Origin of the sequence: Nocardia sp. NPDC060255 (assembly GCF_042727395.1) — a bacterium.
Lineage (GTDB): Bacteria > Actinomycetota > Actinomycetes > Mycobacteriales > Mycobacteriaceae > Nocardia.
Genome location: NZ_JBHXAU010000012.1, coordinates 97,299 through 109,899, shown reverse-complemented (window position 1 = coordinate 109,899; position 12,601 = coordinate 97,299). Strand labels below are relative to the sequence as shown.

General features: G+C 67.4%; 9 protein-coding genes. 8 read left to right on the top strand and 1 reads right to left on the bottom strand.

Annotated features, from left to right (window positions below; genetic code table 11):
- The first annotated feature begins 166 nt into the window (after window positions 1-166).
- Entirely contained in the window at window positions 167-1,336 is a 1,170-nt protein-coding gene (locus ACFWF1_RS22505; protein WP_379287461.1) for a phosphotransferase family protein, read from the top strand.
- A gap of 302 nt (window positions 1,337-1,638) precedes the next feature.
- Complete coding sequence (locus ACFWF1_RS22500; RefSeq protein WP_379287462.1) at window positions 1,639-2,016, top strand: hypothetical protein; 378 nt, start codon at window positions 1,639-1,641, stop codon at window positions 2,014-2,016.
- Between the two features lie 477 nt (window positions 2,017-2,493).
- On the opposite strand, the gene ACFWF1_RS22495 is transcribed toward ACFWF1_RS22500, so the two are convergent.
- Window positions 2,494-4,158, bottom strand: coding sequence for an alkaline phosphatase D family protein (locus tag ACFWF1_RS22495; RefSeq protein ID WP_379287463.1), 1,665 nt, complete (start codon window positions 4,156-4,158; stop codon window positions 2,494-2,496).
- Window positions 4,159-4,444: 286 nt separating this feature from the next.
- On the opposite strand from ACFWF1_RS22495, the gene ACFWF1_RS22490 reads away from it, so the two are divergent.
- The 6 genes from ACFWF1_RS22490 to ACFWF1_RS22465 all read left to right on the top strand — a co-directional run bounded on the left by ACFWF1_RS22490 (window position 4,445) and on the right by ACFWF1_RS22465 (window position 12,331).
- A complete protein-coding gene (locus ACFWF1_RS22490; protein WP_379287464.1) occupies window positions 4,445-5,791 on the top strand; it encodes a replication-associated recombination protein A in 1,347 nt (448 codons plus the stop codon).
- 256 nt (window positions 5,792-6,047) lie between these two features.
- A complete protein-coding gene (gene alaS / locus ACFWF1_RS22485; protein ID WP_379287465.1) occupies window positions 6,048-8,711 on the top strand; it encodes an alanine--tRNA ligase in 2,664 nt (887 codons plus the stop codon).
- Between the two features lie 77 nt (window positions 8,712-8,788).
- On the top strand, window positions 8,789-9,367 hold the full coding sequence (gene ruvX, locus ACFWF1_RS22480; protein WP_379322207.1) for a Holliday junction resolvase RuvX: 579 nt from the start codon (window positions 8,789-8,791) through the stop codon (window positions 9,365-9,367).
- Entirely contained in the window at window positions 9,364-10,893 is a 1,530-nt protein-coding gene (mltG, locus tag ACFWF1_RS22475; protein ID WP_379287468.1) for an endolytic transglycosylase MltG, read from the top strand. The genes ruvX and mltG overlap by 4 nt, the downstream gene beginning before the upstream one ends.
- Window positions 10,883-11,698, top strand: coding sequence for a shikimate dehydrogenase (locus ACFWF1_RS22470; RefSeq protein WP_379287470.1), 816 nt, complete (start codon window positions 10,883-10,885; stop codon window positions 11,696-11,698). The genes mltG and ACFWF1_RS22470 overlap by 11 nt, the downstream gene beginning before the upstream one ends.
- A 174-nt stretch (window positions 11,699-11,872) precedes the next feature.
- On the top strand, window positions 11,873-12,331 hold the full coding sequence (locus ACFWF1_RS22465; RefSeq protein WP_379287472.1) for a B-4DMT family transporter: 459 nt from the start codon (window positions 11,873-11,875) through the stop codon (window positions 12,329-12,331).
- Window positions 12,332-12,601: the final 270 nt, after the last annotated feature.

The window sequence follows — 12,601 nt, the reverse complement described above, 5'->3', positions numbered from 1 at the left end:
TTTGCGGTGTGGCGCAGAGCAGTTGACGATGAGAAAACCTGACGAGTGCAATCGTGTCAAGCAACGCGCGCTCGTCCCGTAACCTCGAGGGAGACACGCCGAACGACGCGGAAAGGTTGTGTATCCGCTCGCTAGAAGTGACCTGATGCGAGTAACTTGAAGGGCGATGACCGCACTATTGGCCGAACGCGCCGCCGAAGTCGTGTCCGCAGCGCAACAGTTGCTCACAAAGCGAATGGGTGCTCCGGTAAAGCTGAGCGATCCGATCGAACTCAGCGGTAGTGGTAGAACGACGGTTCTCCGTGTGCGTGTTGCGGAAAACGCCTTCTCGTTACCGCGGACCTTGATCGTGAAACAAGTTCGCGGACACTCGCATGACCGCACCACGGGCGGTCTCGCACCCGGAGTCGCCAGCATCGACTCCGCGTTCCTGCGTGAAGCGGTGTCGTATCAGTTCACCACCGCGTTGAGCCGCGAACAGCGGCCCGGTGCGTACCTGATCGCACACAGCCTGCCCGAGCGGTTGCTCATCCTCAGCGATCTCGGCGAGAACTCGCTGCTCACCCAGATGCTGCAGTCCGGCGCCGAGCCGGCCACCAGGAACGGGCTGATGGCGTTCGCGCAGGCGCTCGGCCGGATGCATGCGGCGACCGTCGGTCGCGAGGCCGATTTCGTTGCGCTGCTGCGTCGTGTCGATGTGGTGCATCGGGTCGATGGCATCGCTCAGCAGGCCGAATCCGCGATCGCCGAGGTGCCTGGTCTGCTGCAGCGGGAGTTGGGCATCGAGGTGCCCGGCGAGATCGCCGAACGGATCGTGCGCGGTAACCGGCTGTTCTCCGCCGGGCGATTCCGCGCGTTCAGTCCGTCGGATCTGTGCCCCGACAACGTCATTCTCAACGAGGAGGGCGCGCGGTTCCTCGACTACGAGTGGGGTGGGTTCCGCGACGCCACGCTCGATATCGCGTATGCGCTGGTGTCGTTCCCGGGTTGCCTGTGTGACTTCGAGCTGTCCAGGGAACGGGCCAGGCAGATGGTCGAGGCGTGGCGCTCCGAGGTGGTCGGGGTGTGGCCCGCGCTGGCCGATGACGAGATCATGTCCGAGCGGATTCTCGAGGCCCGGCTGATCTGGGTGTGGTTGTCCACCTACTGGTTCCTGCCCGCGGACCATGCGCGGATCGCGGCGGCGCGCGAGCACGGGTTGTCGGTGCCTCGGTCGGAGGCGTTGATCAATCGCTGGGCCGCGTTGGCCGAGGATGCGCGGTGCACCGGAGACGATATCGTCGGCGACTTCGCCGAGGATGTCTCGGCGATGCTGGAAGAGCGCTGGTCCGAATAGAATTCGCGGGAATTCTTGCACTTGCCGTTGTCTGAAAGTTTTTGTCTGCCGCTGTGTTCGTGGTGAACGGATAATGCGGGAAATCCGATTTCATTCAGGCTGAAGGTAATTGAGGCGGGCTTGCTACACGCTTTTTGATTTCCCGCACGCTGACTCACCGCACTGACACGCGTGCGGATGTCGGACGGCGTGCGGCTGCGCCGGAAAAACATCGGAGACCCTGAAATCGGGGGCGGTGGTTGTCCGTCTGTGGCAGTACGCTGGGGTGTTCTAGACCACGGGGTTCGAGAGGGGTGGTCACAGTGAACACTGTGCTGTTGATAGTCGTCGTGGCGATTGTCGTCGCTGTCGTGCTGGCGGTGATCGTGGGTCGGCGGAGACGCCTCCGGCTGGCCGAAGACTTCGACCAGTTGACCCGCGCCCAGCAGTCCGGCACCGCGCTGAGCTCGCAGATCACCAGTCCGCGAACCCGGCGTCGGCGCAAGCGGAGGTTCGCGGGCGGCGGTGACGGTAGTGGCAGCAGCTGGGCCTTGGGCGGTATCGGGTTGTACGGCGGCGGCAGCGATGGCGGTCATGGACACGGCGGTCACGGCCACGGCTGCGGGGGTGGCCACAGCGGCGGTTGCGGAGGTGGCGGCGGTTGCGGCGGCGGTGGTGGCGGCTGCGGGGGTGGGTCGTAGCGAACGTTCTGTCGTCTGACCGGCATCGCACGCGGCTTCACGCGCTCGTTCGCCCGAACGCGTCAGCTCTGGCGCTGAGCGCGGTTCGAGTTGCCTGGCTGGTTGAACGATCCGCGAGCTGGCCGGCGTCGAGTGTGACTGGCGGTGAGCGTGGCTCGGTTGCCTGCCTACCTGAACGTCCAGTCGGTTCGCTGGTTCCAGGCGGAGCTCGAGGTGGCCGCACGCTCAGTCGGCTCACTCGTGGAGCGGCCCAAGGCTGCTGCTCGCCCGGATGCCTTGTCAGCTCACCGGCGTCGGGTGTGGTCGAGTCGAGCGCCCGAACGTTCTGTCAGCTCAGTGGCGTGGAGCGTTGGGTGGCCGGGACGCTGCGTTAAGTCATTGGTGTGGAGCGTGGTTCGAGCCGGCCGCTCGCGCGGACCTGCGTCGGATCACTGGCGTCTTGTGTGGCTCGACGCGCCGGTCCGCCCGGATCCTTCGTCAGCTCGCCGGTGCTGAGCGTGGTTCCAGTCGGCCGCCGGAGCGCACGGCGAGTGAAGTGGCGTGGCGCACAGCGGAATTCGGGTCAGTCACGTCGATTAGGTAGAACCAGTCCATCTGGGTCTGGTCCGGGGTTACCTCGAGTACGCCGTAGCCGTGGGAATCCAGTTCGACGTAGCGCATGTGGCGGTTGATGCCCTTGATCGACTCCGCGATCGGTGCCGAGTTCAGTTTCAGCATGTCGCCGATGCTGGTGGAGGTGATCGACGGGACGACGAACTCCGCGCCGACCGTGTTGCCCGCGGGATAGTTCGCGGTGTCGACGGGGAGGTCGGCGGCCCAGGAGGAATGGATGTCGCCGGTGAGGAACACCACGTCGGAGACCTGCTGTTCGGTGATCGCGCGGAACAGGCGCTGCCGGTCGGCGGTGTAGCCGTCCCACTGGTCGCCGTTCACGGTGAGGCCGGACTGCGGGACGCCGAGGGCGCTGGTGATGGCCGCGGTGGTGGCGGGTTCGAGCGGCGGGAAGACCAGCGGAGCGATCATCACCGAGTTGCCGACCAGCTTCCAGCGGACCGGTGCGGACGCCAATCCTGCGGTGAGCCAATCCATTTGGGCTTTGCCGGTGATGGTGCGCGCCGGGTTGTCCGCCTCGCGCCAGCCCGCGCCGGGCTTCGCCTCCTGATCGCGGTAGCTGCGCAGGTCGAGCATGGACAGTTCGGCGAGCGTGCCGAAGCGGAGCCTGCGGTAGATCTGGACATCCGCGCCGGAGCCTTGCGCGCGCACCGGCATCCATTCCAGGTAGGCCTGTGCGGACGCGGCCCGGCGGTCCTGCCAGTTGCCCTCGGTGACCGGGTCGTGGTTGTTCGCGCCGCCGGACCAGGAGTTGTCGGCGGATTCGTGATCGTCCCAGGTGCAGATGAACGGCTGGCGGGCATGCAAATCCAGCAGATCGGGGTCGGTCTTGTACTGCGCGTGGCGAATTCGATAGTCGGCCAGGCTGACGGTCTCGTTCGCCGGATCATACGGGCGCACAGTGCCATTGCGGCCGCCGTACTTGCCGCGACCGTACTCGTAGATGTAGTCGCCCAGGTGCACGATGGCATCGAGGTCCGCGCGCGCGGCCAGGTGACGGTAGGCGCCGAAGTACCCGGCCTCCCAGTTCGCGCAGGACACGATCCCGAAGCGGAGACGCTCCGGTGCGTCGGAGATCGCGGGTGCGGTCCGCGTGCGGCCGATCGCCGACGTTTCACCGAGCGCAGTGAACCGGTAGAAGTAGACGGTTCCCGGCGCGAGCCCGGAAACATCGACCTTCACTGTATGGTCGGAAGACGCTGCGGCCGTGACGTTTCCGGACGCCGCGAGCACACCGAACCGCTCATCCTCAGCGACTTCCCAACGCACGCTTGCCGATTCGCCGACACCCGAACCAGGCGTCGCATCATCGGACACGGTCACCCGAGTCCAGAGGATGACACCATTCGGCAGCGGATCACCCGACGCGACACCATGCCGGAACACCACACCCGCCGCCTGCGCGGGCGCAGCCGTCACCAGCGCCGTCGCAGTGGCAACCGCCCCACCCTTCAGCAGCGTACGCCGAGCGAACAGCCCGAACGGAGAATCTGAAACGACCACGTTTTCAGCCACGAGTACTGATCCCATCCGATGTCCGCCCGCCACGCAAATCGACCCGCCGAACCCAGCCCAGAGCCACCGAACAGCGGCCCCCACGGCGTGTCCCCGCCACCATGTCCCTTTCGATGCTGCGCTGCGTTGGTTGGGCTGACGAACGGGACTTTGTGGCGGTGTTGGTCGGTGCGTCGCCGCTTGAATCCGCTTGAATCAGCTCGGTGCCGAGCGGTGCTGACAGCTCATGTGCGGGGTGCTGCGGACCGGCCGGGTGCAGCGCGTTCGGGGTTGTCGGTGGGCGTCGGTAACGTTGCGCGGTGTGACCGATGGCTTGTTCGACGTGCCCGGCGACGGGGTGCCCGCAGAGCACAGCATCGACAATGTGGTGCGGCGGGATTCCGGCGCGCCGCTGGCGGTGCGGATGCGGCCTGCGTCGTTGGACGAGGTGGTCGGGCAGCAGCATCTGCTCGGGCCGGGGTCGCCGTTGCGGCGGCTGGTCGAGGGGTCGGGGGCGGCGTCGGTGCTGCTGTACGGGCCGCCCGGCACGGGGAAGACGACGCTCGCCTCGCTGATCTCGCATTCGACGGGGCGGCGGTTCGAGGCGCTGTCGGCCTTGTCGGCGGGGGTGAAGGAAGTGCGCGCGGTCATCGATGTGGCGCGGCGCAGGCTGTCGAACGGCGAGCAGACCGTGCTGTTCATCGACGAGGTGCATCGGTTCTCCAAGACGCAGCAGGACGCGTTGCTGGCCGCGGTGGAGAACCGGATCGTGCTGCTGGTCGGCGCGACCACCGAGAATCCGTCGTTTTCCGTGGTGTCGCCGCTGCTGTCGCGCTCGCTGGTGCTGCAACTGCAATCGCTCACCGAGGACGACATCCGTCAGGTCCTGCAGCGCGCGATCCACGACCAGCGCGGGCTGGACGACCAGTACACGGTGTCCGACGAGGCCCTGGACCACATCGTCCGCATCGCGGGCGGTGACGCTCGCCGCGCGCTCACCGCGTTGGAGGCTTCGGCCGAATCGTCCTTGGACGGCACCGTCGGTGTCGAACTGGTCGAGGCCAGCGTGGACAAGGCCGCCGTCCGCTACGACCGGGCAGGCGACCAGCACTACGACGTGATCAGTGCCTTCATCAAGTCCATCCGCGGCTCCGACGTCGACGCCTCACTGCACTACCTGGCCAGGATGCTCACCGCGGGGGAGGACCCGCGTTTCATCGCCCGCAGGCTGATGATTCACGCCAGCGAGGACATCGGTATGGCCGATCCCACCGCCCTGCAAACCGCCACCGCAGCCGCGCAGGTCGTCCAGCTGGTCGGTCTGCCGGAGGCTCGTCTCGCCTTGGCGCAGGCCACTATTCATCTCGCGAGCGCCCCGAAGTCGGGTGCCGTGATCGCCGCGCTCGGCGCCGCCATGGCCGACGTCGCGGCGGGCAAGGCGGGCGCGGTGCCACCGCATCTGCGCGACGGCCACTACGCGGGCGCGGCCAAGCTCGGCAACGCTCAGGGCTACAAGTACCCGCACGACAACAAGGACGGCGTGCTCGCCCAGCAGTACCCGCCGGACCAGCTGGTCGGTGTGAACTACTACCAACCCACCGACCACGGCAACGAACGCGAGGTCGGCCCCCGGGTGGACAAGCTGCGCCGGATCATCCGCGGAAAGTAGGGGCGTACCTCGCCCCTTGCTCCAGCCAGCTGACGCCGCGAACGCAAGGCCGGCTCGGGCGGCAACAGCCGACTGTGAAGGTGGGCTTATCTCGGCGTCCACGCCGCCCATGCGCCCCCTGAACGGACTACGCTGACTGCGCGCCCGCTAGACAATTGACCGACCCAGCGGGCAGGTCGCCGCAAAATAGCCCGGTGGCCAAGACCACCCGAGTCGATGAAAAACCATGTGCACCGCACCGGTAGGCTGGATATCTGTGCAGACCCACGAGATTCGACGGCGTTTCCTGGACCATTTCGTCCGTGCCGGGCATACCGAGGTACCGAGTGCCTCGTTGATCCTGGCCGACCCGAACCTGCTGTTCGTCAACGCAGGAATGGTCCAGTTCGTGCCGTTCTTCCTCGGTCAGCAGACCCCGCCGTATGCGACCGCGACCAGCGTGCAGAAGTGCGTGCGTACCGGTGACATCGAGAACGTCGGCATCACCACCCGGCACAACACCTTCTTCCAGATGGCCGGCAACTTCAGCTTCGGCGACTACTTCAAGCGCGAGGCGATCACCTTCGCCTGGTCGCTGCTGACCAACAGCGTCGAGGACGGCGGCTACGGCTTCGATCCGCAACGGCTCTGGGCCACCGTCTATCTCGATGACGATGAGGCCGAGCAGATCTGGCTGTCGATGGGCGTGCCCGCGGAGCGCATCCAGCGCCGCGGCATGGCCGACAACTACTGGTCGATGGGCATCCCCGGCCCGTGTGGCCCGTGCTCGGAGATCTACTACGACCGCGGACCCGACTACGGCATCGAGGGCGGCCCGGAGGCCGACGAGGATCGCTACATCGAGATCTGGAACCTCGTGTTCATGCAGAACGAGCGCGGCGCGGGCACCAGCAAGGACGACTTCGAGATCCTCGGCCCGCTGCCGAAGAAGAACATCGACACCGGCATGGGCGTCGAGCGCGTCGCGTTCCTGCTGCAGGGCGTCGACAACGTCTACGAGACCGATCTGCTGCGCCCGATCATCGACAAGGCCGAGGAGCTGACCGGTCGGTCCTACGGCGTGACGCACGAGGACGACGTGCGGTTCCGGGTGATCGCCGACCACGCGCGCACCGGCGCCATGCTGATCGCCGACGGCGTCAACCCCGGCAACGACGGCCGCGGCTACGTGCTGCGCCGCCTGCTGCGCCGGATCGTGCGCTCGGCCCGTCTGCTCGGCGCGGAGAAGCCGGTGATGGGCGAGTTCATGAAGGTCGTCAGCGACCTGATGTCGCCCTCGTATCCGGAACTCGCCACCGATTTCCGGCGCATCGAGACGGTCGCGGTGGGCGAGGAGACGGCGTTCCTCAAGACGTTGAACACCGGCTCGACGCTGTTCGACAACACCGCCGCCGCGGTAAAGGCCAAGGGCAGCAACACGATTGCGGGCACCGACGCCTTCACGCTGCATGACACCTACGGCTTCCCGATCGACCTCACGCTGGAAATGGCCGCCGAGGCGGGCCTTTCGGTGGATGAGGACGGTTTCCGGTCGTTGATGGCCGAGCAGCGCAAGCGGGCCAAGGATGACGCGCAGGCTCGCAAGCACGCCCACGCCGACCTGACCGTCTACAAGGAACTGGTCGACCGTGGCGCCACCGAGTTCACCGGTTTCGACGAGCTGACCTCCGAAGCGCACGTGCTGGCGCTGATCGCTGATGGCGTGCGGGTGCCCGTCGCCACGGTCGGCCAGGACGTCGAGGTGATCCTGGATCGCAGCCCGCTCTACGCCGAGTCCGGCGGCCAGATCGCTGACCGCGGTTCGATCACCGCCGCCGGGGTGAAGCTGCGCGTCAACGACGTGCAGAAGATCGCCAAGAAGGTGTGGGTGCACAAGTCCACCGTCGAGCAGGGACAGCTCACCGAGGGCGATGTCGTTCTCGCGCAAGCGGATCCGGCCTGGCGTCGCGGCGCCACCCAGGGCCACTCCGGCACGCACATGGTGCATGCCGCGTTGCGCCAGATCCTCGGCCCGAACGCGGTGCAGGCGGGTTCGCTGAACAAGCCGGGCTACCTGCGCTTCGACTTCAACTGGCAGGGGCAGCTTTCCGAGCAGCAGAAGTCCGAGATCGAGGCCGTGTCCAACGACGCGGTCGGCGCGGATTTCCCGGTGAACACCTTCGTCACCGACTTGGCCAAGGCCAAGGAGATGGGTGCGATGGCGTTGTTCGGTGAGAACTACGGCGACGAAGTGCGCGTGGTGGAGATCGGTGGTCCGTTCTCGATGGAGCTGTGCGGTGGTACGCACGTGCAGCATTCCTCGCAGATCGGCCCGATCACCGTGCTCGGCGAGTCGTCGGTCGGGTCCGGTATTCGTCGTGTGGAGGCCTTTGTCGGTCTCGACTCGTACCAGTACCTGGCCAAGGAGCGTGCGCTGCTGGCCGGTGTGGCGTCCTCGTTGAAGGTGCCCTCGGACGAGGTGCCCGCGCGAGTCGAGCAATTGGTCGAGCGGCTCAAGGTTGCTGAGAAGGAACTCGAGCGCACCAAGATGGCTGCCGTGCTGTCCTCGGCGGGCAAGTTCGTCGAGGAGGCCGAGCGCATCGGTGCCGTGCTGCTGGTCGCTGTCGCCGCGCCCGAGGGCGTGCCTGCGGGCGATCTGCGCACCCTTGCCACCGATATTCGTGGCCGGTTCGGCACAAATCCTGCCGTGGTGGTGTTGCTCGGCAACGCCGACGGCAAGGTGCCGTTCGTGGTGACCGTGAACAAGGGCGCCCAGGACCTCGGCTTCAAGGCCGGTGATCTGGTCGCGGCGTTCGGTCCGAGCATCGCCGGACGCGGTGGCGGCAAGCCGGAAATGGCGCAGGGCGCGGGTTCTGATCCGTCGGGCATTCCCACAGGTCTTGCCGCGGTCCGTGCCCGGGTGGCCGAACTGGCCGGGTGATGGCGGACCCCGATAGTCCCGAGAGGTCGGCACCACACGGTGCCGACCGGCCCGGCTTTGATCGATCCGAGAGGCCGGTGCACGGTGCCGACCGGTCCGACTCTGATCGATCTGAGAGATCGTCGCACAGTGCTGACCGACCCCATCCCGACTCAGATCCGGGTCGTGGCAGGCGAATTGCCGTCGATGTCGGCAGTGTCCGGATCGGTGTCGCGTCCAGCGACCCCGACGGTGTCCTCGCCACGCCCGTGGAAACCGTGCCGCGCGCGAAGCCGAACAAGCGCTCGGTCGGGCCCGCGCCCGATATCGCGAGAATTGCTGAAATTGTGCGGGAGTACGAGGCAGTCGAGGTGATCGTCGGCCTGCCGCGAACATTGCGTGGGGAGAAGGGCACTGCCGCTACCATTGCCACCGCATTCGCCGAGCAGTTGCGGGTCGCCGTGTCGCCGGTGCCTATACGACTTTCCGACGAACGTTTGACTACGGTGTCAGCTGCACGTGCATTGCGGGACAGTGGAGTTCGCGCGCGTGGCCAGCGGCAAGTGATCGATCAGGCGGCGGCCGTCTCGATCCTGCAAGGATGGTTGGACGAACGGAGTGCGGTGTTGAGGTCGGTTGAAGCGGTGCGTCATGCGTCGTCCGCGGACGACGCATGACGGATCGATGGGCGCGGGCCGAGGAACGGTACCGACAGCGCGAAGCTGATCGGCGTTACCGGCGTGACGACCGAGCCTGGGGTGGGCAGAACAGCAGAGACAACCGGGGCAAGACGAACCGCGTGGTCGGCCGGGAGCAGGACGACTGGGACGACTACGAGGACGACACCACGGTCATCCCGCGCTACACCGACGAGATGGACGACCAGCCGCCGCCCGCGCCGGCCCCGCGCCCGCGGGAGCGCCGCGACGCACCGCGCCCGCGCGTCGGCCGCCGGGAACCGGTAGCGCGCGACGACGAGCCCGACGAGCGGCGCCGGTCGAAGAGCCCGCAGCGCAGCAGGCGTTCCAGGGCCGCCTCGCGCAAAGCCAAAGAGCGCAAGCGGCGTCGCCGTACCCTGTGGCTCGTCGCAGGTGTCTTCGTGCTGCTGTTCGCCGGTGCCGCGGTGTTCGCGGGCATGAAGCTGATCAGCTCGCTCCGCAGTCCCGAGGATTACGCCACCGGATCGCCGGGACCGCTCGTCGTGGTGCAGGTGCACGACGGGGACGCCTCGCAGCAGATCGCCGCGACCATGAAGGAACGTGACGTCGTCGCCAGCACGGGCGCGTTCTTCGAAGCGGCCGTGCGGAATTCGAACATGAACACGGTGCAGCCGGGTTTCTACGCGCTCCCGAGCCACATCCCCGCCGCGCAGGCGGTGACCGGATTGCTCGGCAAGCAAGCCCGCGTCGGAAACCTCGTCATTCCCGAGGGCAAGCTGCTGCACGACCAGTCCGAGGTGGGCACCAGCAGGCGCACCGACGGCATCTACCGCATGATGGCGGCGGCCAGCTGCATCGGCACCGGCCCGACTCAGAAGTGCGCGACCTACGAACAACTCGACGCCGCGGGTGCGAGCCTCGACCTGGCCGCGCTCGGGGTGCCCGCCTGGGCCGCGCAGGGTGTGAAGGACTGCCCGGATCGGACCAGGCAGCTGGAGGGCCTGATCGCCGCGGGCACTATCGATTTCGACCCGAGCGGCACGCCGGAGCAGATGCTGCGGCAGGTCATCACGGCCAGCGCCAAGAGCTACGAATCCACCGGATTGTTGCAGTCCGGCGGCGAGACCAAGCTGACGCCGTACCAGACGCTGATCGCCGCGTCGCTCGTCGAACGCGAGGCCAAGCCGCAGGACATGGGCAAGGTCGCGCGGGTGATCGTGAACCGGCTCCGGGTCCCGCAGATGCTGCAGTTCGACTCGACGGTGAACTACGCGCTGGACCGCACCGAGGTGCAGACCACCGACGCCGACCGTGCCGCGGAGACGCCGTGGAACACCTACGCGAAGATCGGCCTGCCCGCGACGCCGATCGCCGCGCCGTCGCTGAACGCGTTGCGCGCCATGGAGAATCCCGAACCGGGGTCGTGGTTGTACTTCGTGACCGTCGACAAGCAGGGCACCACCCTGTTCACCGACGACTACAAGCAGCATCAGCGCTACATCCAGCAGGCCCAGGCGAGCGGAATCCTGGACAGTGGCCGCTGAACGTAGAGCGGCGGTGCTCGGCAAGCCGATCGCGCACTCCCGCTCGCCGCAGCTGCACCTGGCCGCCTATCGCGCGCTCGGGCTCGACTGGAGCTACGAGCGCATCGAATGCACGGCCGAGCAGCTGCCCGGGCTGGTCGACGGGCTCGGACCGGAATGGGTCGGGCTGTCGGTGACCATGCCGGGCAAGGAGGCCGCGCTGGCGTATGGCGCCGAGCGCACCGAGCGGGCGGTGCTGGTCGGCTCGGCCAACACGCTCGTCCGGCGCGACGGCGGCTGGCTGGCCGACTGCACCGACGTGGACGGGGTGCTCGGCGCGCTGCGCGGCGGCGGGGTCGTCGACCTCGATGAGGCGGTGGTGCTCGGTGCCGGCGGGACCGCGCGGCCCGCTTTGCTCGCGTTGTCCGAACTCGGGGCGAAGACGGTCACCGTGATCGCCCGGGATGCCGGACGGGCAAGCAGCGCTTTGGATCTCGCCGAGCGGCTCGGCATGAACGCGGCGGTGACCAGCTTCGACCCCGCCGCGCTCGCCGGACTCTGCGAGCGGGCGGGTGCTGTGGTCAGCACGATTCCGGCCGAGGCCGCCGCGGTGGTCGCGGACGCGGTCGCGACGGCGCCCGTGGTGCTCGACGCGATCTACAACCCGTGGCCGACACCGCTGGCAGAGGCGGTGTCGCGCGCTGGGCACACGGTGATCAGTGGTCTGCAGATGTTGCTGAACCAGGCGTACGGGCAAGTCGAACTGTTCACCGGCCGCCCGGCACCGCGCGCGGAAATGACGGCGGCGCTGGAGAATTCGGCGTGAGCCCACGCCTGCGATCTGGGTGAGTTCATTGCGTTCGTCTTGCCGGTCAGCGTCGGAACCGATTTGTCTGCGGCGGCCCCCGATGTCATCGGTCGCCGGTGGGCCGCCCGTTCGCCCGAAAACTGATACCGGTTCTAGTTTGGTTCGGCGATGCGCAGGGTTATGGTGGTGCGCATGAATGCTTGGGTGTTGCGGGCGATCGTGCTCGGTGCGCTGGTCGTGCTGCTGCGTGCCGTGCTCGGGTTCGCCATGGTGAACTGGCCGACCCACGGGGTCTGGATGCGGATGTTCTGCCTGGTCGTGCTCGTGGTCGCCGTCCTGTACTGGGGCGTGCTGGACGGACGCAAGGACCGCTCGGCCCAGCCCGACCCGGAACGCGGCACCGACCTCACCCTGCTGTGGCTCAAAGCTGCGGCCGCAGGTGGCCTCGGTAGCGGCCTCGGCGCCTGGATCATCGACTGGCTGCCCAAGTTCGACCTCGGCGACAACGGCCTCCTCTTCGAACTCACCGCAGGCGCCGCCTTCATAGTCCTACTGATCTTCATCCCGGCCCTCATCGGCGTCGGCGTCGGCCGGATACTGGCCGACCGCACGCACAACAAGCAGTCGACACCGGTACACACCCCGGCCTGACATGCGAGAACGGCGCACCCCGATCACAGGGTGCGCCGTTTCGCTGTCCGCGCCCAACCCCTTCCGCCGCGCTGTGATCCACTAGCCCGCGCACGAATCCGCCTGCCGCGCACGAAATTGTCAGCAAATTCGTGCGCGGCGAGCGAGTTCGCGCGCAGCGCGGAAGACGGCTGGTCGCGTACGAATCCGTGTGCTGCGTACGAAATCGTCAGCCGATTCGTGCGCGGCGCGCGAACTGGTGCGCGGTTCGCCATACGGCCAGGTCGCGCG

Bases quoted from the DNA above. Each gene is read 5' to 3' on its own strand.
- ACFWF1_RS22505 (WP_379287461.1), top strand. From the start codon at position 167: ATGACCGCACTATTGGCCGAACGCGCCGCCGAAGTCGTGTCCGCAGCG.
- ACFWF1_RS22495 (WP_379287463.1), bottom strand. From the start codon at position 4,158: ATGGGATCAGTACTCGTGGCTGAAAACGTGGTCGTTTCAGATTCTCCG.
- mltG (WP_379287468.1), top strand. From the start codon at position 9,364: ATGACGGATCGATGGGCGCGGGCCGAGGAACGGTACCGACAGCGCGAA.
- ACFWF1_RS22465 (WP_379287472.1), top strand. From the start codon at position 11,873: ATGAATGCTTGGGTGTTGCGGGCGATCGTGCTCGGTGCGCTGGTCGTG.